Source organism: Microbacterium sp. USTB-Y (assembly GCF_023703415.1).
Classification (GTDB): domain Bacteria; phylum Actinomycetota; class Actinomycetes; order Actinomycetales; family Microbacteriaceae; genus Microbacterium.
The window spans coordinates 18,928-42,244 of the sequence record NZ_JAGMTU010000012.1 but is presented as its reverse complement, the minus strand read 5'-3'; the positions used below and the strand labels follow the sequence as shown (position 1 = coordinate 42,244).

At 65.2% G+C, this 23,317-nt stretch carries 23 protein-coding genes; 15 read left to right on the top strand and 8 right to left on the bottom strand.

The genetic code is table 11. The features are described 5' to 3' along the window. Window positions 1-1,902 (top strand): hypothetical protein (locus tag J8G10_RS19070; protein WP_251448565.1); only part of this gene is annotated, 1,902 nt, incomplete at its 5' end. 149 nt (window positions 1,903-2,051) lie between these two features. On the opposite strand, the gene J8G10_RS19065 is transcribed toward J8G10_RS19070, so the two are convergent. The 3 genes from J8G10_RS19065 to J8G10_RS19055 form a co-directional block, all read right to left on the bottom strand. Beyond that, complete coding sequence (locus J8G10_RS19065; protein ID WP_217584119.1) at window positions 2,052-4,787, bottom strand: NACHT domain-containing NTPase; 2,736 nt, start codon at window positions 4,785-4,787, stop codon at window positions 2,052-2,054. Window positions 4,788-5,217: 430 nt separating this feature from the next. Then, the gene (locus tag J8G10_RS19060) at window positions 5,218-6,015 is read right to left on the bottom strand and encodes a metallophosphoesterase (RefSeq protein WP_217584118.1); all 798 of its coding nucleotides are present in this window, start codon (window positions 6,013-6,015) and stop codon (window positions 5,218-5,220) included. Between the two features lie 79 nt (window positions 6,016-6,094). Next, on the bottom strand, window positions 6,095-6,508 hold the full coding sequence (locus tag J8G10_RS19055) for a zinc ABC transporter ATPase (RefSeq protein WP_251448563.1): 414 nt from the start codon (window positions 6,506-6,508) through the stop codon (window positions 6,095-6,097). Window positions 6,509-6,717: 209 nt separating this feature from the next. Between J8G10_RS19055 and J8G10_RS19050 the strand changes: the two genes are divergently transcribed. The 3 genes from J8G10_RS19050 to J8G10_RS19040 all read left to right on the top strand — a co-directional run bounded on the left by J8G10_RS19050 (window position 6,718) and on the right by J8G10_RS19040 (window position 9,676). Continuing rightward, window positions 6,718-7,056, top strand: a complete 339-nt coding sequence (locus J8G10_RS19050) for a helix-turn-helix transcriptional regulator (RefSeq protein ID WP_231860830.1) — start codon at window positions 6,718-6,720, stop codon at window positions 7,054-7,056. A gap of 440 nt (window positions 7,057-7,496) precedes the next feature. After that, on the top strand, window positions 7,497-8,588 hold the full coding sequence (locus tag J8G10_RS19045; RefSeq protein WP_061682412.1) for an XRE family transcriptional regulator: 1,092 nt from the start codon (window positions 7,497-7,499) through the stop codon (window positions 8,586-8,588). After that, entirely contained in the window at window positions 8,585-9,676 is a 1,092-nt protein-coding gene (locus tag J8G10_RS19040; RefSeq protein ID WP_061682415.1) for a hypothetical protein, read from the top strand. Before J8G10_RS19045 ends, J8G10_RS19040 begins: the two co-directional genes overlap by 4 nt. Here J8G10_RS19040 and J8G10_RS19035 read toward each other — a convergent pair. Beyond that, window positions 9,638-10,258 carry a hypothetical protein gene (locus tag J8G10_RS19035; protein WP_061682416.1) on the bottom strand — a complete coding sequence of 207 codons (621 nt, stop codon included), beginning with the start codon at window positions 10,256-10,258 and terminating at the stop codon, window positions 9,638-9,640. The genes J8G10_RS19040 and J8G10_RS19035 overlap by 39 nt on opposite strands. 397 nt (window positions 10,259-10,655) lie before the next feature. Here J8G10_RS19035 and J8G10_RS19030 point away from each other — a divergent pair, with 397 nt between their 5' ends. Further along, window positions 10,656-11,303: a hypothetical protein gene (locus J8G10_RS19030; RefSeq protein ID WP_251448559.1), complete on the top strand. Its 648-nt coding sequence runs from the start codon at window positions 10,656-10,658 to the stop codon at window positions 11,301-11,303. Window positions 11,304-11,319: 16 nt separating this feature from the next. Here J8G10_RS19030 and J8G10_RS19025 read toward each other — a convergent pair whose 3' ends face one another. Together J8G10_RS19025 and J8G10_RS19020 are read right to left on the bottom strand one after the other, a co-directional pair. Next, complete coding sequence (locus J8G10_RS19025; RefSeq protein ID WP_061682422.1) at window positions 11,320-12,258, bottom strand: abortive infection family protein; 939 nt, start codon at window positions 12,256-12,258, stop codon at window positions 11,320-11,322. Window positions 12,259-12,425: 167 nt separating this feature from the next. Beyond that, window positions 12,426-12,848 carry a hypothetical protein gene (locus tag J8G10_RS19020; RefSeq protein ID WP_061682425.1) on the bottom strand — a complete coding sequence of 141 codons (423 nt, stop codon included), beginning with the start codon at window positions 12,846-12,848 and terminating at the stop codon, window positions 12,426-12,428. A gap of 95 nt (window positions 12,849-12,943) precedes the next feature. On the opposite strand from J8G10_RS19020, the gene J8G10_RS19015 reads away from it, so the two are divergent. Beyond that, the gene (locus tag J8G10_RS19015; RefSeq protein ID WP_061682427.1) at window positions 12,944-15,535 is read left to right on the top strand and encodes a DEAD/DEAH box helicase family protein; all 2,592 of its coding nucleotides are present in this window, start codon (window positions 12,944-12,946) and stop codon (window positions 15,533-15,535) included. Window positions 15,536-15,839: 304 nt separating this feature from the next. After that, window positions 15,840-16,722, top strand: a protein-coding gene (locus J8G10_RS19010; RefSeq protein WP_246367098.1) for an IS5 family transposase whose coding sequence is annotated in 2 segments (ribosomal slippage) — window positions 15,840-16,193 and window positions 16,195-16,722 — 882 coding nt in all. Because the reading frame shifts where the segments join, the coding sequence is not laid out codon by codon here. A gap of 19 nt (window positions 16,723-16,741) precedes the next feature. On the opposite strand, the gene J8G10_RS19005 is transcribed toward J8G10_RS19010, so the two are convergent. Continuing rightward, the gene (locus tag J8G10_RS19005) at window positions 16,742-17,122 is read right to left on the bottom strand and encodes a MerR family transcriptional regulator (protein WP_061682430.1); all 381 of its coding nucleotides are present in this window, start codon (window positions 17,120-17,122) and stop codon (window positions 16,742-16,744) included. 159 nt (window positions 17,123-17,281) lie between these two features. Here J8G10_RS19005 and J8G10_RS19000 point away from each other — a divergent pair, with 159 nt between their 5' ends. Next, window positions 17,282-18,805, top strand: coding sequence for a SulP family inorganic anion transporter (locus J8G10_RS19000; protein WP_061682431.1), 1,524 nt, complete (start codon window positions 17,282-17,284; stop codon window positions 18,803-18,805). Here J8G10_RS19000 and J8G10_RS18995 read toward each other — a convergent pair. Further along, window positions 18,802-19,269 (bottom strand): hypothetical protein, encoded by a 468-nt coding sequence (locus J8G10_RS18995; protein ID WP_061682440.1) that lies wholly within the window; start codon window positions 19,267-19,269, stop codon window positions 18,802-18,804. The two genes, J8G10_RS19000 and J8G10_RS18995, sit on opposite strands and share 4 nt — an antisense overlap. 99 nt (window positions 19,270-19,368) lie before the next feature. Between J8G10_RS18995 and J8G10_RS18990 the strand changes: the two genes are divergently transcribed. The 7 genes from J8G10_RS18990 (at window position 19,369) to J8G10_RS18960 (ending at window position 23,249) form a co-directional block, all read left to right on the top strand. Next, the gene (locus J8G10_RS18990) at window positions 19,369-19,614 is read left to right on the top strand and encodes a hypothetical protein (protein ID WP_217585032.1); all 246 of its coding nucleotides are present in this window, start codon (window positions 19,369-19,371) and stop codon (window positions 19,612-19,614) included. A gap of 455 nt (window positions 19,615-20,069) precedes the next feature. Beyond that, window positions 20,070-20,945, top strand: a complete 876-nt coding sequence (locus J8G10_RS18985) for an ArdC-like ssDNA-binding domain-containing protein (RefSeq protein WP_193599309.1) — start codon at window positions 20,070-20,072, stop codon at window positions 20,943-20,945. Window positions 20,946-21,050: 105 nt separating this feature from the next. Then, window positions 21,051-21,254, top strand: a complete 204-nt coding sequence (locus J8G10_RS18980) for a hypothetical protein (RefSeq protein WP_193599308.1) — start codon at window positions 21,051-21,053, stop codon at window positions 21,252-21,254. 10 nt (window positions 21,255-21,264) lie between these two features. After that, complete coding sequence (locus J8G10_RS18975; protein ID WP_193599307.1) at window positions 21,265-22,005, top strand: HNH endonuclease family protein; 741 nt, start codon at window positions 21,265-21,267, stop codon at window positions 22,003-22,005. A 27-nt stretch (window positions 22,006-22,032) separates the two neighbouring features. Further along, window positions 22,033-22,443 carry a hypothetical protein gene (locus tag J8G10_RS18970; protein WP_251448554.1) on the top strand — a complete coding sequence of 137 codons (411 nt, stop codon included), beginning with the start codon at window positions 22,033-22,035 and terminating at the stop codon, window positions 22,441-22,443. Between the two features lie 249 nt (window positions 22,444-22,692). Continuing rightward, window positions 22,693-22,977 carry a hypothetical protein gene (locus J8G10_RS18965; RefSeq protein ID WP_251448551.1) on the top strand — a complete coding sequence of 95 codons (285 nt, stop codon included), beginning with the start codon at window positions 22,693-22,695 and terminating at the stop codon, window positions 22,975-22,977. Further along, on the top strand, window positions 22,974-23,249 hold the full coding sequence (locus J8G10_RS18960) for a hypothetical protein (RefSeq protein ID WP_251448548.1): 276 nt from the start codon (window positions 22,974-22,976) through the stop codon (window positions 23,247-23,249). Before J8G10_RS18965 ends, J8G10_RS18960 begins: the two co-directional genes overlap by 4 nt. The last annotated feature ends 68 nt before the right edge of the window (window positions 23,250-23,317 follow it).

Here is a 23,317-nt window from a genome sequence, read left to right as displayed (position 1 = left end):
AAGACGATCGGCAAGGCGGGTGTCGCCGAGATGCTCGGTTTAGTCGTAGAAACGCCGACCGCCCGGGCCTGGCTCATCCAATACCTGCAAACCTCGCCCAACTACGCGCACAACGGCGATCAGCAGATGAGTCGTTCCGCGCAGCGGCTTCTCCGACTCGCCCGCGCACAAGGGCACGATGTTGTCGTGCCGGCCTGCACACACTGTGATCGAGATCTGCTGCTCGGAGCCAATCACCCCGACGGCTCACGATGTTGTCACGGGTGCTATACCAAGGCGACACCGAAGATCTGCGGCCGATGCCACCTCCCTAAGATCATTCGACGCAGACTCGAAGACGGCTCGGCCGTGTGCGGGACGTGCTGGAGGAAGGATCCCGCCAACTACCGGCTCTGCACGATCTGCGATCGGATGCAGCCAGCGCACAAGCGAGTCGACGGCCATAGCGTCTGCGAGAACTGCGCGGATGGACGCATCGGGCGATGTGTCCACTGCCACAAGACCACGACCATCGCCGTCTCCTTCCTCGGAGGAGACACCTGCGAGTCGTGCTACCGGCACGCCAAGTCCACGAAGAAGAAGTGCCCCACCTGCTACACGAGTGCTCTGCTCGTCGCGGTGGACGAAGCCGGCAACCTGGTTTGCAGCACATGCGCCGGAACCCCACCCCGATACGCATGCCCACGTTGTGGCAACGAAGAGCCACGGTACGGCCGCATCTGCCATCGCTGCCACGCAACCGACTGCGTCAATGACCTCTTTGCCGAAGGAACCGCGCGAACGCGCTCGCTCCTCGCACCCCTGCAAGTGCGGCTACTCGATCACCCTGAACCCCAATCGATGGCGAAGTGGACCAAGCGAAGCCGCACCGCAGCCCTGCTCCGGAAGATGCTGCGTGAGGAGATCCCGATCAGCCACACTGCACTCGATGATCATCCAGCCTTCCAGCCTGCCAACCTACTCCGGCACTCGCTTACAGACGTCGGCATCCTCAAGCCGCGCGATGAAGGTGGAGTCCGGTTCGAGCGATGGCTCGACGCCTTCCTCAGCGACCGGCCCGACTCTGTCGCGCGACACCTCACACCGTTCTGCCGATGGGAAGTCACCGCACGCACCCGCCAGCTCATCAGGCAAAAGGGGATCACGGACGGGTCCTACATGCGGGCGCGACTGATCTGCCGCACAGCAGAGAGATTCCTCAACCACCTCGACCAGAACGGCATCGATCTCGGGACAGCGCCGCAGAGCGTCGTCGAGCAGTACCTCGACGACAACCCAAAGGAAGCCTCCTCCCTGCGAAACTTTCTCCGCTGGGCCGCGCGGACGGGCCGCGCAAGACGGCTCCGACCCATCAAGCATCCCAGCGGTCTCAAAGCGACCAGCTACCCACCAGACGAACACAAGAAGTGGCTCCAGAGACTGAGCACCGACGAGTCGCTGCCGCTGATCACGCGGATCACAGGTCTCATCAGCGGCCTCTACGGTCGACCCGCTTCCCACGTATTGCGCCTCACGCGCGCGGACATCATCGATGATGGCAACACCCTTCAACTTCGGCTTGGACAGACTCCAATCACCCTGCCACCGCCACTCCCAGAGCTCATTCGAAGCCAGATCGACGCGCCCCGACGATGGGATACCGATTCCGATTGGCTCTTTCCCTCCAAGCTCAGGGCGGGTGCGCATGTCGACTACGACCGTCCCGTGACCAGCCTCGAAGCGCTCGGCTGCAGCATTGTCGCGCTCCGAGGCTCCGCAATGCTCAACCTCGCCAGCACCATGCCGATCGGTCCTCTCTGTGACCTCACAGGCGTGGCGCCAAGCGTCGCCCGACGATGGCAAATCGCAGCCGCAGCACCATACGCAAAGTACCCCGCGATGCGACAACCTGCGCGACCGTGACAAAGCGGTGAGCAGTTCCCGGAAGCGTTGCACCAACAATCGATCCGAGTCGCCCGCCGACGATGGCACCGACGAGAAGACACCCGCCCGGACAAGGTCAAGGGCTCGCACGCATTCGGGCGGCTTGGCCGGTGAGCGCAACACCCGACTTACCCGGCATACCCTTGCCCTCGAAGCGATCTAGACGCGTGTTGGCGAAGCAGAACAGTCCCATAGTGTGCCGCGTCGGGCTGACTATGGGCCATCGAGCTGATCGTGGAAGCGAGTCCTGCTCGTGCCGCGGGTTGGTCCATCGCCTGGAGGAGCGCCACCGACGCCGTTGCGCCACTGCTACTGCTGGTCGATGCGGCTTCCTCATTCAGCCGCTCGACCAGCACGAGTGCCTCGGGCACCGTGGCAGCGACTCGTGCGAGGTGTCGTGCGAGGATCTGCGCTCGTGCTCGCGTCGTCTGGCCGCCGGGCTTGATGTACTTGCGTCCTTCGGTGAGCGTGGTTCGTGCTTGTTTGGCTGCCGGCGACATGCCGCTGCTGTGCTCGCTGAGGTACTTGGTCGCGAGGTTGGAGAGGTTCTTTCTGCTGAGTTCGTGCAGCGACTCCAGCGCGATTGCGCTTTCGCGCTCGGCCTGCGATAGCGCTAGATCCATAAGGTCGGCGAGTGATCGGGGCAACTCTGGAGCAGTTTCCGCGAACTGCGCCATCGCGCTCGTCAGCAGCGCGCGTCTCACGGCGGGGAACTCAGCGCCGAGATTGTCGAGATAGAGCTCACCAGCGAGTCCGGCACCGAGGGCGGTCAATGGAGTTTCTGCTGTGGTGGTGTCGTACTCGGTCACGATCTGTATGACTTCGTCTGTGAGGTGCTCGCGCCGCTTGAGAAGTCTTCCCGCGGCGAGGAGCCAGGTGTTTCGCCAGTGGCTAGACGGAATGAGCGTCTTCAGTCCGCCGAGCACGGTTGCGTCGTCGCCGTCCGTGAGGGCTCGCGCTGCCATGTACTCCTGCAGGGATCTGACCTCGAACTCATACTTGGCCGGCCTGCGTGAGACGAGCATGACGACCCGTTCGGTGGAGAGCCGAAGGAGTTTGTCCGCAATCGTCTCCGACTCAGTCTCATCGAATCCGGCCATGGTGAGACGCCTGCGGAGGATTCGACCGATTTCCGTCTTCGTCAGTACGGCGTCGGATTTGCCAGGTTGTTCGGTGCGTGCCTGCAGTTTGATGCCGGCTTGTTCGTGCAGGTGATCGATGTGTTGGCGGAGTGTCTTGAGTTCGGCGAACGCCTCGCTCTTGGCGAGCTCCCGCTCGTACACCACCTTGTAGTAGCGATCGAAGAGCTCGAACCGGTCGCTGGGAAGGTCAACGGCCTCCTCTGCAAGGGCGGTCATGATCGTCACCTGCAGGGGTGTCGTCATCAGTCTCTGCGTGACTCGTTCGTGAACAGCGGTGATGAGCCGCTCGGTGACCTGCGCGGCGAGGTCTGGGTCTTCCGACGTTCGGACGGCTGTGAGCGCTTCGGAGTAGCTCAGCGCTTCGCCTTCCGTGAACTCGAGCAACTCCAACTGTTCACACGGTAGAGCGTCGCCGAACTCTCCGCGGTACCCCTGCGGGCGAGTGGTGGCGACGACAAGAACGTCGGCGCGTTGAGCGCTGAGTTCGCTCACGAAGCTGCTGATGGCATCGATCAGCCTGCTGCGCACTTTCGCATCTGGAACCTCGTCGAGGCCGTCAAGGATGAGGCAGGCCGGCCAGCTGCTCATCCATTCCAGCAGGGCGCTCGGGTCGGTCGGGTTTCCCTCCACGAGGATTGAGTCAGCGATGTACTTGAGGAGCGAGAAGGCGCCTTCGTCTCGAGCGACCGACGTTCCTGCCTTGGCCAGCTCGACGACGATGGGCCAGCGTCGGCGCTTCGGGGCTGGGATCCCGGCGGTGGTGAGACGGTCGCGCAAGCCGTCGAAAGCGTGCTTCGCGTTGGCGCCGTATCGGGTTATGTCGGTGTCGCGGAGGAACGCTACCCGGTAAGCATGTGCAATCACCTGCGCGATGGTGCTCTTTCCTTGGCCCGGTCCTCCGATCAGGACCACACCTTGCGGGCCGGAGCCCCCAGAGCTGGACAATGCGCGATTGCCGATCGCGAGCGTTACGCGTGCAGCCATGCGTCGGCCTTCGGCCTCGTTGGCGGGCCCCGCGCGCCATACGCACGGGAGATCGATTGCAATGTCCGCCAGTCGGACCTTTGAGGTGTCGCTGTAGCCGGCGTCGCCGGTGCGAACCCATTGTCGGGTGATGAGTTCCGCGACAGCGTGACCCGCCAGCCTGTCGGCTTCAAGTGCGGTCCTCTTGGGCAGCAGAGACTCGAGTTGCACGAGGAAGTCGCCGGTCACGATCAGTTCGAGGTACCGCTGTCGTATCGAGGTGTGCTTGTCGAGCATCGTGCGGATCTCCGCGTAATCCCAGACGAACCAGCCGTCCAAACCCAGCTCGGCGGCCGAGTTGCTCATCAGAAGCTCAAACTGGTCCTTCCCTCCGCTGCCCTCCGTGCCGGAGAGCGCCACGTTCGTGGCGAAGAGGAGGTACTTCGGTGTCTTCTTGCCGAGACGCTTCTTGCCGAGCCAGCCGCGGATCTCGCCGCGCACCTCCTCGATGAACCACTTCCAGTCGGCGGTAGCTGTGGTTGGCTTCTCGTGGTGCTTCACCTGGATGACGCCGTATCCATTCCAAGAGCTCGCGCTGCCCACAGGGAAAGTGACCCGACCTTCAAAGGTTGCGTCGCGTTGACCATCCTTACCGGACCCAAACGGGCGTACACCATTGCCCAGCTCGGCCTTTGCGAGAGCTTGAAGCATGTGCTCGAACTGCTGCCAGCCCATGCGATTGAGGTCGTAGTGGCCCATCTGCTCCCTCTCTCCGGGCTGCCGCGTAGATACCGTACGAGTCCGCGACTGATCTCTCCGGAGATCATGATGCTGAGGTTACGAGACCACGATTCGCGCCTACGGCAGTCTCTCAGTGAAGGCTCTCCGCTGGTGGTTCCCGGGACGGTGCGTCGTGACGGTAGGGATGCCGCCCTCCGCTTCGGGTGTGCGGCAGTACGTATACGATCTGACAGACCGGCGGCTGATTGTGGGATCTCATGACCAACTGTCATGCGTGAACCCGCTGACCTGAACCCCTTGCTCGACCGGATCGACGCTGGCACCGATTTGTCTCATGAGAGCCGTCACAAACTGGCCCGATTTTGATCGGGCTGCCGTTCAATCCCACAGCATCGCTTTCCCTTGACACGGCTCCGCGGTTCCGCCGGCACATGACTGCTGCTCGCGATCAACACGATTCGTCACGGCGGGGCCACTGGCGGTCCAGCGCGCCGAGGAGGTCCTCGAGCGCGATCAGCAGTTCGTTGTATCCCATCTGGTAAAACAGGGCATCGGAGTTCGAGGTCTCGCTGGCGTCAAAGTCCGCGACGAGTTGACGGGCCTCACGGATCGTGACATCGAGCCACGGCTCGACGTCCGGCAGGTTGCGGATCCAGGCGTCGATGACGGTGAAGGGGATGGGCGCGTACCCGTGGGCGTCGACGCCGACGTGGAACTGGTGGCCGATGGGGCCGTGATCGCGTGCGTGGGTGTGGCCATGCAGGAGCGGGATCCCGTCGTCCCAGCGCGGCCGGTGCGTGGTGTGCCGGTCCGACTCTTGGGAGTCGCCCTTGTAGGGGTAGTGGGAGGCGAGGATCCGGTACCCGCGCCGGGTCCCTTCGATGACCTCCGGCAGGATGGTCCACCCGGCCGCCTCGTAGAGCGGCGCGAACCTTTCGATCGCCTTCCTCGACTGCGTCGCGGGCGACACCCGGTCATGGTTTCCGGGTACCAGGTATCGGCAACCGTTCAGCTGCGCGGTGAGGCCGATCGATTCTTCGATCGGTCCGAGTGCGACATCCCCGAGATGCAGCACCACATCGGTCGGGCTGACGACCTCATTCCAACTGCGGACGAGTTCGGTGTTCATGTCGTCGACGGTGGTGAACGGGCGTTCCGCGAGCTCGCTGATCCGCGCGTGGTCGAAGTGGGTGTCCGCAGTGACGTAGTCGACCTGGTCGAAGTCGAACCACGGATACTCACTCATGGCAGGCCTCTCGCAGGTGATGGATGCTCTTGCAGAATCTAGCGATGTCTAGCGTTTCGATAGACCCGGATAGATATCGCTAGAGTTCGTCGAGATCGATCCCGAACTTCCGAGCGAGGTCGGCCAGCGGGATGTCCTCACTGTCGGTGGGCCGTTCCCGGACGATGCGGGCGATCTCCTCGTTCTCGGCTGCGTCCGCCGCTTCCGCGATCATTGCCAGTTCCTCAATCAAGGCATCAACGGGTCTCCCGACGTCGGCCGCGCGGCGCCGGATCTCTGCGGCGGCGTGGGCGAGGGTGTACATACGCTCCCACGGGTAGTCGCCGTGCCGGGCGACGGCGACGGTGTCGCGGGTGTAGCTGCGCTCATCGCCGGGGACGAGCCACCGTTCGGCGCCGTCCGAGGTGAGGAAGAAGTCGACGTAGCAGTTCCCACACGGCATCCGGTATACCCCCGGCTCGGTGGGAGCAGACTCGGCGCTGCGCGCGATCATGCCGCGGATGACCTCCTCCCAGTCGACATCGCCATCATCGTGCGTCACCGGTGCCCCTTCCAAGCAGAACAGAGAAGTGTCCTACGGAAACGCGACCGACGCAAGCCCGCCTACACGGTGCAGTCCGCGGGCACATGGCGCAACAATGAGCGTGGCGAGATTCTTCGAGCTCGTCGGGCGCAAGCAAGACACAAGCAAGGAAAGAACTGATGAGCACTCCGTTTCGGGAGCTGGAAGTCGCATCGCTCGCGGCCATGACGACAGACGAGCGCGCACGGTTCGACGCCGCGCTCGAAGAGGAAGAGGCACGGCGCGCGATGGCAGAGATGGTCTATCAGGCGCGCACGGCCGCGGGTCTCAGCCAGGCGGCACTCGCAGATCGAGTCGGCTCGAAGCAGTCCGTCATCTCCGCCATCGAGAACGGATCTCAGCAGCCCACCCTCTCCACACTTCGACGAATCGCGCGCGCCGTCGACCGCCAACTCACCATCGAACTTGCCTCCGCTGACCGACCGGCGCGCCCTGGGGCGAGCGATCACTGTCCGTGATCGCGCGAGGGCGAGCCTTTACGCCCGATCGACAGGAAGGTGTGCGGGAGTCGGACAGCGATAGCAGTGTTCCAGCGTGAATAGCGACCCGACCGCGATCAGCTGGCGGCCGTCCGTAACGCCTCGCGTGAGGATGCCGGTGCGACAAGTCGACAATCCGCTCGTCCTGCTCGATCCGGGCCAGTAGCAACTCCACCAGCGTCGACGTTCCGGTCATGGCGACCTCCTCGAGAGAGACCTGCCGGGATCGCGCACCCCCAGACTTCGGCGTCGGAGTCGGAGGCCTGCTGCATGATGGGCATCGCCAACGATCCGTCCCGCACATAGGGGAGCCCCTCGCACCACAACCCACTATCTGGCGACACGCCGCTCGACCAAGCGGCACATGTACCCGGCAAACAATGCAGTTCTTATGCTAGCCTTGTCGGCGGAGGTGACTGATGGCGGATGCGGCGATCTCGATGATCACCCTGCTGCGTGAGGCGAAGGGCTGGAACCAGACCGAGCTGGCGCGAGAGGCGGGGGTCTCGCAGGCTGTCATCTCCCGCCTGGAGACCGGGGCGCTGGAGCTCACCCCGGATCGCCGGGACGCGCTCGTGAAGGCGCTGGACTGCCCGCCGGAGATCCTCGAGGAGCAGCCCACCGTCCCGGGCCTAGCGATCAGCTGCCTGCACCACCGCCGCCGGGCGAGCACGATGACGGTTCGCACGATGCGACGCATCGAAGCGCTCACGCACCTGACCAGGCTCACGATGGAGGGCCTGCTCACCGGGATCGCGCCGCAGCCGCAACGCACCCTGGTCCGTGACCCGATCGACCTGGACGGCGATCCCCGCGAGGTCGCTCGCCGGCTCCGGGAACGCTGGGACCTCGGCGACGGGCCGATCCGCAACCTCGTCGGCATCGTCGAGTCCGCCGGCATCATCGTGATCGAACGCCCCCTCTCGACCCCCGGGCAGGACGCCGTCTCCACCTGGCCCGGCGACCAGTCCCGGTTCCCGATGATGCTGGTAACCAAGGGCCTCGCCCCCGACCGGCTCCGGTTCACGGTCGCGCACGAGCTCGGGCACCTGCTGATGCACGACATCCCCGGCCCTGAGCAGGAGGACCAGGCCAACAAGTTCGCCGGCGAGCTGCTCGCGCCCGCCGACAGCATCCGCCCCGACCTGGCAGGGCTGCGCACCGGAGAGTTCCGGCGGCTGCTGACCCTGAAGGAGAAGTGGGGCATGTCGATCGGCGCGCTGATCCGCCGCGCCTACGACCTGGAGATCATCACCGACCGGCAATACCGCGAGTTCAACATGCGCCTCGGCCAGATGGGCTGGCGCAACAGCGAACCCGGCGACGTCGCCGTCGAGACCCCGTCCACCCTCACCCAGATCATCAACGCCCACAAGAACATCCGCCACCAGAGCGTCGCCGATATCGCACGGCTGGCGGGCATGACCGAAGACGGCTTCCGCCGTCACTACCTCGGGGAGAACCCTCAACCCGAGAACCTCGTTCCGATCACGTTGGGAGCCGCAACATGACCGACCTCGCCCCGCCCTCCGGTCACCATCCCGCCCCGGTTCCCGCCGGGACGGGCATCGACAGCGCCATCCTCATCCACGCACCGCAGTCCAAGGTCGACCGCATCGCCGCGTTCAGCCGCAACGCGGGCATCACCGCCCTCTACACCGTCGCCGGCGGCAACAAGACCGCCGCCGCCGACAAGCTGCTCACCACCCACCGCTCCATCGCCGGCCCCGAATCGCGCATCCTGTTCGACGCGAACCGCTACTCCGGCAAGAACCGCGCCACCGGCGACGCACCGCTCAGCCTCGAATGGGTCACCTGGCAACTCGACCACGGCGCGCCGGTCGCGCTCACCGACACCGGCTACATCAGCCTCGAGAACATCGCCCAGGTCGACCTCGCGCTCGGCCGCGGCGCAGACATCGCGAGCCAGGCTTCCGGGACTGTGATGACGATGCTGCCCATCGAGTCCCTCATCCTGAAGAACTCCGCCGACCAGCTGCGCACCGCGATCGACCGCGCCGGCGTCCCCGTCGCCCTCGCCCTGGGCCACAGCACCGACCCGTTCGGCGCCGTCGACACCGTCCGCGGCCTGCTGCACGTGCTCGGCTCACAGGTGAGCATCGCGCTGCTGCGCACCGACCTCTCCGCCGTCGCCGCGGTCGCCGCCGGCGCCCGGTTCGGCGCGGTCGGCACCAGCAGCACCCTCCGCCACATCTGGCCCTCCAAGGGCGGCGGCCGCAGCCCCGGCACCTCCGTGCTGGTCCCGCGGCTGATGTCCTACCACCTGCTCGAGCGGCTCCCGCTGGTCGCCGCGCAGGTCCCCGCCGACTACTTCTGGTGCGACTGCAACATCTGCGAAGGCGGCGCGGTCTTCGACCACGTCACCGAGCACACCGCACCCGAACACAGCATCGGCTCGATCGCCACGTTCGCGGCGAACCTGCTCTCCGGAACCCGCGAGGAGAACCTCAAGTCGTTCCGCGAGAAGGCGATGAACGCCCAGACCCTGCACTCCGAGATCCAGGTCGAGATGGAAGACGTCCGCTGGGCGCCTGCCCGCTCACTCGACTCCTGGGTGAAGGCCCTCGACGGCCGGTAACGCGCACGGCAGCGCATCCGACCGGATCGCCCACTCGAACAACCGCTCCTCATACACCCGACGCCACAACGGGCTCAACGCCGAGCCCGCCCGCACGCCGGCATCGCCGCCCACATGCACCTCGACGCTCGACTCGTCACACACCACCAGCGCCGTCCCCTGCGCGTCGAACTCCTCCGCGACCAGCGGCGACCGGCGCGGGAACACGGGAAACATCCCGATCGTCCTCGCCAGTGACCGCAGCGGCCGCAACGCCCGCCTCGTCGGCGTCGGCGCGCCCACCCCGACCATCGCCGCGACCCGCAGCACCGTCGGGCACCCCGCATCCAGCAGGTCACGCACGGCATCCGTCGACACCGCCGGGCCATCCATCCGGGTCAGCCGCAACGACAGCGCGCGCCGGTCCCAGACGACCACCGGATACACGTTCGCGTCCAGGAACGTCGTCAACGGCAACACCGCCGCGCCCGGCAGCAGCGTCGTAGTCGCGTGAGCGGCCGCGGCATCCCGCAGCCCGGGCTCACCCCACGCGCGATCGGCAGCAGTCCGACGAGGGGTCTGCAGCACGATCGAGATGCTCATGCTGCCCCCTCCAGCTCAAATTGCAGACGAGACCCGGCTAGGACCTCCACAACGGCGTCAGCCCGCGGCCGAGCATAGATCGCACCGCCCACACCAACCCCGAGAGTCTGCATCACCCACGGCGGAGTCACAAGCTGGCCCACCTTCGACACCATCTGAGCACCCTCCTCACCCTCCTCCGCGCGACGCACACACACCACCCCCTCGGCCACCTCGAACCGCACCCGACCCGGCACCTCGATCCCCGCCGACACCAGCACGCGCCGCGGGATAGACAACTGCCGACGCGCCCCGATCATCCGCGGCCCATGCACCAACAACCCACTCATGCCTTAACTTTAAGATGACTTTCGATCGACGTCCACCGGCCCCGCCGATTCGGTGGCACGCTGAGACGATGAGCAGCCCCAGCCAGCCGCCATCCAACGCCGACAGCGTCGCTGGCTTCGACCGCACCATCCCGCTCGCTGTCGAGGCCCTCGAGCACCGGGCGCGTGACGTCGAGAGCGTTGCTGGCGCCGGCGACGAGGCTGCGGTAGTCAAGGCATACGCGGCCGCTCGGTTCTTCATCGTCCAGATCGACGTCGACATGCGCGTGCTGCTGCGCGCCATGGCCGCAGACCCCGCTGCGCGGGTCACGACCGAGAAGCTCCTCGCCCTCGTCCTGCGCGAGAGCATCGAAGGCGTCTACAGGGTCCTGGGAGACCTGCAACGCACTGCACGCACGCAGACCGGTCGGTTCGCTGACTTCATCGACATCGAGGGGCTCACCGCGGGGCAGAACACCTACAAGGCAAGCGTCCGGGACATAGCCGATGACCGCTCCTTCAAAGAGACGCTCGTGAAGATCCGCAACGAGGTCGCCGCACACATGTTCAGCGACGACGTCGGCATCGAATCAGGGGCCGCCTGGGTCGTCTCTCGCTCCGTCATGCCCAAGACCGACGACGCCATGTTTGAGAGCCTGATCTTCAGCCGCTCGATCCAAGTCCTCCACGCGCTCCACACCCTCGATGAGGCACTCGCTAATATCCGCCGGATGTGATCGAAGCGGTCGCAAGTCAGCTGGGGAGCTCCAACGCGCCAGACTCGATGCGCGCCTGCCACGTATCGAGGACGAACTCCGCGATTGTCACGGTTGCGTTCAGAGCGAGACGGGCATGGCGAGCAAGCGCTGCGCTGCGAGACGATTGCCCATGTCCGATTCCGAGCTCGTTGCGCAGCTCGGCAAGTGAGCTCACAGTCGTCACGAGCGTTCGGAGGATCTGCTGAGAGGTCTGGCTGGCGCGAGCCGACTCGGGGACGGCTTCCGCATTCAGAGCTAGCAGCTCGGCGACCTTGCGATACAGGCGCGGCACGTCGTCGTTGCCGCCGTAACTCACGCCACTGCGGTCCAGGATGATCTTGAACAGGCTCTCGAGCAGGTTCTTGCACGAGGAGATCGCCGCCGCCGGGTCAGCCACCAGCCCGGCCCGGATCCGAGTGAGATGCTCCTGAAGCACCGCAGGATCCGTGAGCGGCCGCTCGCTCAGACGCAACTCGGGCGCTGAGCCGTGAAACGCGTCGAGTCGCCGCCAGCCATAGACAGCGTGCCCGCTAATCCAATCGGAGGCATACAGTTCATACCCGTCGCGGGCCAGCGCCTCGTTGAAGCCCTTGAGGAGCGCCGCGACCTCCGATTCGTCGGAACGAACGAGGGGATGCAAGATCTCGGCGAGGAACGCGAGAACTACATCGTCATCACCATGCGCGAGGTTGAACCGACTGTCCGAGAAGACCCAGTCGTCGTCCCAGTCGTAGTTGTTCACGCGGTGCTGCCAGATGTCTCCATGCGCATCGCGATACCGCGTATCCGCGCTCGGCAAGCTGCTCAGATCGTAGAGGCGCCCAAGGAAGTCCGGCTCCTGGAGACGGCCCGACCAACCCAACCCTGACAGCGCGATCGAATCGAACAGCTTTCGACGCGTGATGGCAGAGATGCGATTGCGAGATGCCGGCATGCCACCGATGCTATGCACTCCGCAAGCCCGGCCTCGAGACGGTCGGGCCGCGCCCTCAAGCTCACTGCGATTGAGCACTGCACCAGACGACCAGGCCCGAACTTCATGGCAAGTTCAATGTCCCATTGGGCGGCCATGGCACTTGCTCGGAGCGGTGCCGTGCCGCTCTAAGCGTCGTCGATACCCATCGCGCGTCGGGTGGCGGCGTCCAGATCTGCCTGCTCCTGTGGCATCTTCTGGAGCATGGCCTCTACCGTCCGCTGGGAGTAGCCCTGAGCGTCTACGGATTCGCCGTCCTTCGTGAATATGAATCGCTTGCCATCGTGACGACGAACGAACGCCGTAATCACCTTCGCCAGACCGTGCAGGCCGCCGGCGCTGCCGGCAGCTATGCCGAGCACCTTGACTACTTCGATCCAATCAGTCGGATCATAGGAATGCTCCATGGCTGTGTTGTGGTCGATACCGTGCTCGTCGAGAAGCTTCAGGATCTCGTCGCTGTGCTCCGACGGGAAACGCAGCTGCAGGCTGTCGTCGCCGAGATGTCCTAGCGTGACCAGTATGGGTACGACTTCCTTGTCAGTGCTCATGGAGCAAGTGTTCCAGACCGTGAACGCTGTTCGAGCGGTGGTCTCAGTCGCGCACGAACGCTCCGCCCAGGGGCACCGACGAATTAGGGGGAACGATGGCGATCAAGAAGCGCTCGGATACGCAGTTGCGCGCTGAAACTCCGGAGAAGCTGTTCCCGCTACTGCGGAAGACGGGGGAAAACTCAGACACGCTATGGCCGCAGCAGGTCGATCTGCTGCGCGAGTATGCCGAGAAGCGCGTGGGTGCCCGGGATCTTGCGATCGAACTGCCGACTGGTACGGGGAAGACGTTGACCGGCCTTCTTATCGCGGACTGGCGGCGCCGCGAGGGTAAGGGGCGCGCCATCTTCGTCTGCCCAACCAAGCAGCTCGTGCGTCAAGTCGTAGCGGCAGCGGAGAAGGAAGGTATCGACGTCGTCGATCTCTCGGGGTCTTGGAAGCAGTGGGATCCGTCGGCTCAAAGCAAGTACGAGCGTGCGAAGGCTACGGCCGTGGTCCCCTACAGCTCGATCTTCAACACGTCTCCGAAGCTGATTGAGGCAGACATCATCGTGTTCGACGACGCGCACGCGGGCGAGCAGTACGTGTCAAAGGCGTACACCGTCGAAATACCACGCCACCTCTACGGGTCGATTTGGAGCGAGGCGCTGGAAGCGGTCGCACCGATGCTCCCCCAGGAGCGGTATCAGCAGCTCATCGGGAACACCCCCGGCGCAGGAACCCGTGAACTTGTTGACGGTCTCGTCCTCGCCCAACGCGACGACGCACTGCCGGGACTTGCACGTGCTCTCGGCGCCTTCGCGCGCGTTGACCGCTCCGATCGGTTCGCAGCAGCACAGAAATTCGCCTTCGACGCAATAGGAGGCCACCTCGCTGCCTGCACGCTCTACGTCTCCTGGTCGAAGATCGAAGCACGACCCGTCACCCCGCCAACATTCGAGAACTCGCTGTTCGCCTCGGCAACGCAACGGGTCTACCTCTCGGCGACGCTCGGAACCTCTGGCGAGTTGGAGCGCGCCTTCGGAAGGCCATCCGTCGCACGCTTGCACCGCCCCGAGGGAGCACCAACCCCCACCTCCGGACGTCGCTTCCTCGTATTCCCGCACTTGGTTCCTAATGCGGATCCAGACAAGCTCACCAAAGAACTCATCAAGTCGGTCGGGAAGTCCATCGTCATCACCCCGAGCGAGAAGGAGGCGGAGAACGCCAGCACAACGATCGTGCCCAAGAACTGGACTGTGTTCCGAAAAAGCGACGTCGAGGATTCGCTCGACGACTTTGCCGCGTCGACCAAGTCGGTCGCTTTGCTCGCCAACCGCTACGACGGCATCGATCTCCCCGGCAAGGCCTGCCGATCAGTAACGATGGCTGGATATCCCGGCGTCACCAACCTCCAGGAGCGGTTCTACGCTTCCCGTGCGCGCGCGGCCGCCGTCTCAGCCGAACGGGTACGGAGCCGCGTGGTTCAGGGCATCGGACGGTGCACCCGCGGCCCAAGGGACTGGGCACTCGTCATCGTCGCCGATAAAGAGACCACCACCTACCTTTCCCGCGAAGAAATGCGCGCAACACTGTCGCCTGACTTGCAGTCCGAAATCGAGTTCGGTCTGGACCAGTCCGATACGTCGCTCGACGACGTTCGAGAGAACGTCGCGATGTTCCTCGAGCAGGGCAAGCAGTGGCGAAGTGACCCAGAGGAAGAGCTCGCGCGAATCAGGGCTGCTGCCGTGCAGCATGAGCCCGCGGAGGCACCCGGACTCGCGGAGGCGGCGAAGCACGAGGTTGAAGCGATGGAGAGAATGTGGAACGCGGATTGGAAGGCGGCCAGCGAAAAGCTGCACCTCGCGGCGACCGCGTTGACCTCGTATCCAGCGGTGCGGGGCTACCAAGCCACGCTGCTGTTCCGAGCCGCGGTCACCATCGATAAGGCCGCCCGCGATGCAAACGACGAAGAATTGGCCGTCAGGGCGGACGCGCTTGCCGCGCAGGCGGTCGATGCCGCCAAGCCCGCTACGTGGATGGCAGCGTTCCTTCCGTTCCAAGGCCGGCAAGCTCTCGCCCCGAGCGCACAGCTTCTGAGTGCAGCATCACGGCTCAGCACCTATATAGACGGGGTGGGAAGTCCCGCGAAGCTCAAGACCGCGTTCGAGAACATGCTCGATGGCCTCTCGCAGATCGACCACAAGGCCTACGAACCCGCGCTCACACAGCTCGGGCTGTTCCTAGGGGCGCACGCGTTCAAGCCGAAGGGGAACTCGCGGACCGATTCTGCTTGGTGCTGGGACGAGACACAGTGGATCAGCGTCGAGGCGAAGAGCGAACACAAGATCGACGGCGTTATTGGTGTGACCGACACCCTGCAGGTGAACGGGCACCTCGCACTTGTGGCGGAAGACAGAGCGGTCGCGGTCCCCGAGATTAGCGCAGCGGTTATGGTCACCCCGCGCACGCTCGTCCATAAGGACGCGATCGCAGTTGCCGGCGGAGACAGCTACCGCGTGACACCCGACGACATCCGCGCACTCGCGACAGATACCGAGCGGCTCTGGGAAGGTCTGCAGCTACTGCGGAACATCAAAGTGGCGAGCGAACGTACCGATGGAGTTGTGAAGTTGCTCGATCAGCACCGGTTACGGCCGGAAGACGTTCTCGACAGGCTTACTGTCACACGTATCGGGGAGGTCTGACGGCAGCCATCCAGCCCGACACCCGCCGCGTCCTCATCGTGACCGAAGCACTCCACGACCCAGCTCCCACCGATGTTGACACGCTACGAAACGACCCCGCAAGAGCGCTCAAGCAGCACTGGCAGCCCGCCACCGGTTGCATCTCACAGGTGAGTGTCGACATACCGCCCGAGGATGTAGAAGTTCGACCAAGCTGAGTCGCCCGGGGCGCCGCTCTCAGTCACGCTGACGACATCGATTCCCTCGCGGTTTAGGGCGTGTTGATCAAGTCATCTGCCCTTGTCTCGGTGAGCCTTGAACGGTGATGCGACACGAGATCTCTGACGAGGCGTGGGCCGTGATGGAGCCGTTGATGCCGACGGTTACGGGCCGGTCGAGGCCGTGGACGAATCATCGGCTCGCTGTCGAGGGAATGGCGTGGAAGTACCGCACCGGCGCTCCCTGGCGGGACGTGCCGGAGCAGTATGGGAAGTGGAACTCCATTTACAAGCGGTTCAGCCGATGGGCCGCGGACGGCACCTGGGAGAAGCTGCTCGCGGAGGTCCAGAGGCAGGCAGATGCCGCCGGGAAGATTGACTGGGTGGTCTCGATCGACTCCACGATCGCGCGTGTGCATCAGCACGGCGCGACCCTGAAGCGGGACACAGGGGGCTCTACCGAATGACAGGAATCCGTGGGTCGAGCCGCCGGATCACGGGATCGGACGCTCTCGCGGCGGACTGACAACCAAGCTGCACATGGTCTGCGATGGCCGTGGCCGGCCGTTGGGCATGCTGATCACCGGCGGCAACGTCAACGACACCACGATGATGACCGCGGTCCTCGAAGACATTCGCGTGCCCCGCGCCGGTAAGGGTAGGCCCCGAACCCGCCCGGACCGGGTACTTGCCGACAAGGGCTACCCTTCGAAGGCGAACCGCGCCTGGCTTCGCAGCCGCGGGATCGCTGCGACCATCCCGGAGCGTGACGACCAGATCGCGCACCGCCGGAAGCGGCCGGGTCGGCCGATCGACTTCGGCGACCAGCAGCAAGCTCGCTACAAGGGGCGCAACGTGGTTGAGCGGTGCTTCAACCGGCTCAAGCAGTGGCGCGGGATCGCGATGCGCTCTGACAAACTCGCCCGCAACTACCGCGCCGCGATCTGTCTCGCCGGAACTTTAATCTGGGTCAAGACCGGCGCGCGCTGAGCGGACTTGGGTGAGCCGCTTACACCTTCGTGGAGCGGGCGTGAAGTTGAGCGACGAACTCCTCGGCGGCGGCGAGTTGGATTCTGAGACGGTCGCGCCGCTCGAGCGCCTCCTGCCGGACACTCTCAAACCGAGCATCAAGTTCCGGATCGCGCGGGTTGGCGTTGACCAGATTGATGAGGTCGAGCAGCTCACGCATCTGGTCGAGGCTGTAGCCGAGGGGTTTCATCCGGCGGATCAGCATCACCCGTGCCTCGTCGTCGGCGGTGTAGAGGCGGAACCCGCCATCGGTGCGTCCGGACGGAGTGACGAGACCGATCTCGTCGTAATGGCGGAGGGTGCGCAGTGACAGACCAGTGCGCTCGGCCAGTTCACCGATGTGCATCGCCGCGTCAGTCATGATCCCCGATTTCCTTCAACCCTCACGTTACGTTAGAGTCTCGTTGTTCGCTCGCACCCTGTCGTGCAGCATCCATCCTCTCCCGAATCTCTGAGACTTCCCGGCGCAACGGAGCGCCTTCCTGCGGGCTTACATCCCCGCCGACCACGAAGGAGCACCGTGACCGCCGTCGTGCCCACGCAAGATCCCGCCGCCCGCTACCGGATCGAACCGACCGTTCTGCAAGCGCTGCGCAGCCCCCGCATTCTCACCCGCGAAGTCCTCGCCGGACTGGTCGTCGCGATCGCGCTGATCCCCGAAGCGATCGCGTTCTCGATCATCGCCGGGGTCGACCCCCGGGTGGGGCTGTTCTCGTCGTTCGTGATGGCGGTCGCCATCGCATTCCTCGGCGGCCGGCCCGCGATGATCACCGCCGCAACCGGCGCCATCGCGCTGGTCATCGCCCCTGTTGCCCGCGAGTACGGGATGGACTACTTCATCGCCACCGTGATCCTCGGTGGGCTCATCCAGATCGTGCTGGCACTTCTCGGGGTGGCGAAGCTAATGCGGTTCATACCCCGCAGCGTCATGGTCGGGTTCGTCAACGCCCTCGCCATCCTCATCTTCATCTCGCAGATCCCGCAGCTGCTCGGGGTGCCCTGGATGGTCTACCCGCTCGTGGTCGCGGGCCTGCTCATCATGTATCTGATGCCGCTGCTGACCCGTGTCGTCCCGGCACCGCTGGTCGCGATCGTTCTGCTCACTGCCGCCGCTGTCGTGTTCGGTATCAGCGTCCCCACCGTCGGCGATCAGGGCCAACTCCCGCAGAGCCTGCCCGAACTGTTCATCCCGAACGTTCCGCTCACCCTGGACACCCTCGGCATCATCTTCCCGTTCGCCGCCGCGATGGCCATCGTCGGGCTCCTCGAATCCCTCATGACCGCGAAACTGGTCGATGACATCACCGACACCCACTCCCGAAAGACCCGCGAAGCGTGGGCTCAGGGGGCGGCGAACATCCTCTCCGGCGCGTTCGGTGGCATGGGCGGCTGCGCGATGATCGGGCAGACGATGATCAACGTGAAGGCATCCGGAGCCCGCACCCGCATCTCCACCTTCCTCGCCGGCGTGTTCCTCCTCGTCTTGGTGCTTGTGCTCGGCGACATCGTCGCCGTCATCCCCATGGCCGCCCTCGTCGCCGTGATGATCGTCGTCTCCGTCGCCACGTTCGACTGGCACAGCATCCGCCCCACCACCCTCAAGCGCATGCCGCTCAGCGAAACCCTCGTCATGGTCGTCACCGTCGGCATCACCGTGTGGACCCACAACCTCGCCATCGGCGTCGGCGTCGGCGTCATCGCCGCGATGATCCTCTTCGCCCGCCGCGTCGCGCACTTCACCACCGTCACCCGCGAGATCACCGACCAAGACGGCCAGCCCACCGCCCGTTACACCGTCGACGGAGAACTGTTCTTCGCCTCCAGCAACGACCTCACCACGCAGTTCGAATACACCCACGACCCCGACCGCGTTGTCGTCGACCTGACCCGCTCCCACGTCTGGGACGCATCCACCGTCGCCGCGCTCGACGCCATCCACACCAAATACGAACACCTCGGCAAGACCGTCACCTTCACCGGCATGAACGACGCCACCGCCCGATTCCACGGCCGCCTCACTGGCGGACTCGGCAACGCGCACTAACTGGACTCCAGCGACCCCGGCACTAAATCAACACGCCCTAGGGAGTTCACGGCGGATTGAGGATCGTGTGCGTCGGTAACGGCTGGATGCCCGCTGAACCGCCAGCTTCCGGCATCCTTCATTGAGTGCCTGTCGAACCGGCCGTACACCAGCACGTTCCGGACCGCCTCGCTCAACTGCTCCTTCTCGAGGGCTTCGTGCTCGCCATCTATGTATGCGATCGAGTCCGCATCGTGTCGTGAAGGCTCGCGCTCGTCGGGGAGCCAAGTGTCGGTGATCGCAAACGCAATCCCAGGACCAACAGCCAGCTGAATCGAGATCTCATCCCGATCATCGCGGTAGCCCGAGACTGGCCAGACTGCAGAGCGCCCCGCGGCCATGAAGTCGTGCGCTGCTGTCTGAAAGGTCGAGGCCAACTGATCAGAGATGGCTATAACGATCGAGCCGTAGTGCAGGTGCTTCATGTGTGCACCATATCGGCGCACGGCGACCCGCTTGGCTCGTGGGTCGGCTCGGTAGCCTGGCTCAACAAGCAAGTGCAACCAGAATCGAGCTTCATCTTGATGAGCGACGAACTCATTCGAATCGCGCTGACCTGGCCAGTGAGCACAATCGACGGAGAGCCTTCACTGACAAGCGGCATGCTCGTCGTGCTCCGAGAACCCGGAGGCGACTTCCTCCTGAGCGTCAGTGCTGGGGATGAGAACTTTCCAGACTGCGATGAGATCCAGTTCCCGTTGTCCGCAGAACATGCGCGGCTCGTCCAACGAGCTCTCGCCGGGGAACAACTAGGCGACATCGAGGACTGACTCTGTCAGTCGTAGCTCTTGTTGCTACAGCGAGTGCCGTCGGCGTTGAAATTCTCTCTCGCAGCGGTGATGACGCGGAACCCTGGACACGTCTCGAGTTAACGGCCAGCCCTGACGCGGCATCGGTCTACCCGTCGTACCGTTCCTGCACGGTTCTCACGATTGCGCGTCGAAGCCTTGCTGAATCCGGCTACACCGCAAGTGAGAACTGATGAATAGTGCTCCCTGCAAGAAGGTACTTGCACCAGACGCCTTCCCGCTCGGCAGCAGCACCCAGCGCCGGCGCATACCGATCACGCTGCCTCGCACCGCGTACCCCAAGTCGGCCACCGACATTCTGCAGGGCTGACCGCCTCCCGCTGGCCCGCTCAGAACCGGTGTTGACGCATTGTCCGCCCACCCCTTAGAGTAGTGAATGTCACATTCACTACTTGTCCACTTTGAGGGAGGACTCCATGCCCACCAAGACCCGCCGTTCCAGCACCACCCGGCGCACCCCGGAAGAGCGCCGCGCGCAAGCCGAAGCGCTACACGCCCAGCTCACCGCCCAGGTCACCACACTCGCCGAGAGCGAGAACTGGAAGGCCTGGCTGCGGTTCGCCCGCATTGTCCGGCGCCGCTCATTCTCCAACCAGATGCTCATCCTCGCGCAGGGCGGCACCTACTGCCTCGGCTACCGCCAGTGGGAGAGCCTCGGCCGACACGTCGTCAAGGGCGCGAAGTCGATCAAGATCTTCGGCTACTCCACCAAGCGCATCGTCGAGGTCGACGAGACCACCGGCGAGGAGTCCACCAGCAGCCGGGTGATCTACCCCGTACTCTCCGTCTTCGACGTCACCGACACCGAGGGAGAGCCGCTTCCCGAGCAGCCCGCCGTCTACCTCGAGGGAGACGACGTCGCCGGGCTGTTCGACCAGCTCGCCGTCTACATCACCGGCCAGGGGTGGAACGTCGCGCTCGAGGACATCGAGCAGGACGGACTCAACGGGTACACCGATGGCCTCACCCGACAGATCCGCGTCGACGCGAAGATGGCGCCGGCCATGCGAGTCAAGACCCTCCTGCACGAGATCGGCCACGCACTCCTGCACTTCGACGAGGGCAGCACGCGCGAGCACCGCGGCGTGATCGAGACCGAGGCCGAGTCGGTCGCCTACTGCGCCGGTGGACTCCTCGGACTCGACACCAGCGCGTGGTCGATCGGTTACGTCGCGGGATGGGCCGGCGGCGACGTCGACCTCATCCGCAGCGTCGCCGGCAACGTCCTCCGCGCCGTCAACGCGATCGCCGACGCCATGCTCGGCGAGGAGAGCCAGGAAACGGCCGCGTAGCCGGATCCGGGGACGGGCCCGCCCATGCCCGTCCCCGGATCACCCCTGTCCGCGAACACCCCCAACCGCGGCCTATACCCCTAGACGCACTCACCCGGAGGAACCATGGATCTCGCCCTCAGCACCGCGCGCGACTTCGCTCCCCTGCTGCTGGGCAGTGGTGGTCTCGTCGGCATCCTCGTCACCCTCGACACCATCCGGCGCGCCGAGCGCACCGTGCGGCGCACCCTCAAACTCCTCGCCAGCCTCGCCATCAGTGCAGCCGCGCTCGTCGCGGCCGTCGTCCTCGGCGCCATCCTCTTCCTCTGAACGGACCACCATGACCCGCCGCACCACCCGCACCGCATCCGCCGCCGGCGCCCTGGTCGTCGCACTGCTCGCCGGCGCGATCGCCCTCACCACGCAGGCCGCCAGCAGCAGTCCCGCTGCGACGATCGAGACCCCACCCCCCGCATCCGCCGCACCGCCGGCAACGCCATCGGCTGACCTCACGGCAGAAGCCACCGCGAGCCTCGAGCAGCTCGAGCAGCTGGACATCGCCGAGGCTGACAATCAGGACACCTATCAGCGCGACGCCTTCGGGCAACGCTGGGCCGACATCGACCGCAACGGCTGCGACCAGCGCAACGATGCGCTCGCGGCCGCGCTCGAGGACATCACCACCAAGCCCGGCACCCACGACTGCGTCGTCCTCACCGGAACGCTGCACGACCCGTACACCGGGCTCACGATCACCTTCCAGCGCGGACAGGGCACCAGCGAGCTCGTGCAGATCGACCACATCGTGCCCCTCGCCTGGGTATGGCGCCAGGGCGCCGACGAATGGGACGAGACGCAGCGCGAACACTTCGCCAACGACCCGCTCAACCTGCAGGCCACGGACGGCAGCGCCAATCAGTCCAAGAGCGACCGCGGGCCCGCCGAGTGGATGCCCCCGGCCGCGGACTACGGATGCGTCTACGCATCCCGCTTCGTCGACGTCCTCGCCGCGTACCAGCTGACGGTCAATCCGGCCGACTACACCGCCCTCCGCGCGCAGCTCACCAGCTGCGCCGCTTGACCCACACACCGAGAGGACCAGACACCGATGAGCACGCTCAACAACATCGTCATCACCGACGACACCGGCACCCGATACAACGACCTCTTCACCGACATCCCGCTCGACAGCTACGAGATCACCCGCTCCTCAGTCGGATTCCATTCCGTCGACGCGATCGTGCCGGCAGACCCCTACTCGCCCCGCGCCTCCGAAGAGGGCCCGCTCGGCGCGCTGCTCCTTCGCTGGGCGCAGGCGCACGTCGCCGGCCGCAACTACATCATCAGCTGGCAATACATCGACGCGCACGACGTCCATACCGTCGCTGTCGCCGACACCGCCACCCGCGAGCTGCACTTCGTCAATCTGTTCGGCCACGTCATCGCCGGCCGACGTAGCTATCGTCTCCGCGAGCTCGCCGACGCGCTCGACCTCCTGATCGACGCCACCTTCGACTGAGGAGCCGGCGATGCTATCCGACGAGGTCGCCAAGAGGATCGTCCACGGCAGCCCCGAGGGCTACGACCTCGGATGCCAGACCCGCGCCGGATGCGCCAACCACCACCACCCCACACTCATGACGTGCTTCGCCGCCGCCATAGCCGTCCGGGACGACTGGCTCCTCGCCAAGCTGCCCCGCAACGAACCCATCCCCAAGTCCGCTCGACGACTGCGTCGCCCATCCCCCGCCGCACGGAAGGAAGTCCCATGACCGACCCCGAGCTCGCCCCGTGGCCCGCGCTGCACATCGGAGACCGCACCCTCATCAGGGAACGCGGCACTGCACGAGAGCTCACGGTCGACGTCGTCACCCTCCTCGAACCGATCGAGGGTGAGGGAGCAGGTTTCGTCGACGACCGCGGCCGCGTCATCCGTCACCACTTCTACGACGCCCGCCCCATCGCTCCTGACGCCGACCTTGCCGACCCGCGCGACGTCGACGCGCGCTTTGCCCAACTGACCGCCGAGCTCCTGAACATGAGGACACGATGACCACGCCGTTGACCACCGCCGAGATCCGCCTGCTGCACCAGGCGCTCGAGCTTGCCGCCGGCTACGCGAACAACGAGCGAGACGAAGCCGCGATCCTCGAGCTCAGCGCCCGCATCCGCCGGGCACAGAAGACCATCCCGGCCGCACCGGACGCGCACACCACGATCCTCGCGACGATCGACGCCATCAAGCGCGCCGGCCGGCACGAACAGCTCACCCCGCAGCTGCTCGACAGAGTCGCGGACGAGCTCCTGCAATCCCCCCCGCTCTGACCGCCCCGCGCGGTACACTAAGGCGCGGCACCCGGCTGTTGAGCAGGTTCCCTCCCGCCCCTCGGGGC

What these genes read in the sequence shown, in the direction of transcription:
- J8G10_RS19065 (WP_217584119.1), bottom strand. Translation starts at nt 4,787, where the DNA reads ATGGGCCACTACGACCTCAATCGCATGGGCTGGCAGCAGTTCGAGCAC.
- J8G10_RS19060 (WP_217584118.1), bottom strand. Translation starts at nt 6,015, where the DNA reads ATGAGTGAGTATCCGTGGTTCGACTTCGACCAGGTCGACTACGTCACT.
- J8G10_RS19055 (WP_251448563.1), bottom strand. Translation starts at nt 6,508, where the DNA reads ATGATCGCGCGCAGCGCCGAGTCTGCTCCCACCGAGCCGGGGGTATAC.
- J8G10_RS19050 (WP_231860830.1), top strand. Translation starts at nt 6,718, where the DNA reads ATGAGCACTCCGTTTCGGGAGCTGGAAGTCGCATCGCTCGCGGCCATG.
- J8G10_RS19045 (WP_061682412.1), top strand. Translation starts at nt 7,497, where the DNA reads ATGGCGGATGCGGCGATCTCGATGATCACCCTGCTGCGTGAGGCGAAG.
- J8G10_RS19040 (WP_061682415.1), top strand. Translation starts at nt 8,585, where the DNA reads ATGACCGACCTCGCCCCGCCCTCCGGTCACCATCCCGCCCCGGTTCCC.
- J8G10_RS19035 (WP_061682416.1), bottom strand. Translation starts at nt 10,258, where the DNA reads ATGAGCATCTCGATCGTGCTGCAGACCCCTCGTCGGACTGCTGCCGAT.
- J8G10_RS19030 (WP_251448559.1), top strand. Translation starts at nt 10,656, where the DNA reads ATGAGCAGCCCCAGCCAGCCGCCATCCAACGCCGACAGCGTCGCTGGC.
- J8G10_RS19025 (WP_061682422.1), bottom strand. Translation starts at nt 12,258, where the DNA reads ATGCCGGCATCTCGCAATCGCATCTCTGCCATCACGCGTCGAAAGCTG.
- J8G10_RS19020 (WP_061682425.1), bottom strand. Translation starts at nt 12,848, where the DNA reads ATGAGCACTGACAAGGAAGTCGTACCCATACTGGTCACGCTAGGACAT.
- J8G10_RS19015 (WP_061682427.1), top strand. Translation starts at nt 12,944, where the DNA reads ATGGCGATCAAGAAGCGCTCGGATACGCAGTTGCGCGCTGAAACTCCG.
- J8G10_RS19005 (WP_061682430.1), bottom strand. Translation starts at nt 17,122, where the DNA reads ATGACTGACGCGGCGATGCACATCGGTGAACTGGCCGAGCGCACTGGT.
- J8G10_RS18995 (WP_061682440.1), bottom strand. Translation starts at nt 19,269, where the DNA reads ATGAAGCACCTGCACTACGGCTCGATCGTTATAGCCATCTCTGATCAG.
- J8G10_RS18990 (WP_217585032.1), top strand. Translation starts at nt 19,369, where the DNA reads ATGAGCGACGAACTCATTCGAATCGCGCTGACCTGGCCAGTGAGCACA.
- J8G10_RS18985 (WP_193599309.1), top strand. Translation starts at nt 20,070, where the DNA reads ATGCCCACCAAGACCCGCCGTTCCAGCACCACCCGGCGCACCCCGGAA.
- J8G10_RS18980 (WP_193599308.1), top strand. Translation starts at nt 21,051, where the DNA reads ATGGATCTCGCCCTCAGCACCGCGCGCGACTTCGCTCCCCTGCTGCTG.
- J8G10_RS18975 (WP_193599307.1), top strand. Translation starts at nt 21,265, where the DNA reads ATGACCCGCCGCACCACCCGCACCGCATCCGCCGCCGGCGCCCTGGTC.
- J8G10_RS18970 (WP_251448554.1), top strand. Translation starts at nt 22,033, where the DNA reads ATGAGCACGCTCAACAACATCGTCATCACCGACGACACCGGCACCCGA.
- J8G10_RS18965 (WP_251448551.1), top strand. Translation starts at nt 22,693, where the DNA reads ATGACCGACCCCGAGCTCGCCCCGTGGCCCGCGCTGCACATCGGAGAC.
- J8G10_RS18960 (WP_251448548.1), top strand. Translation starts at nt 22,974, where the DNA reads ATGACCACGCCGTTGACCACCGCCGAGATCCGCCTGCTGCACCAGGCG.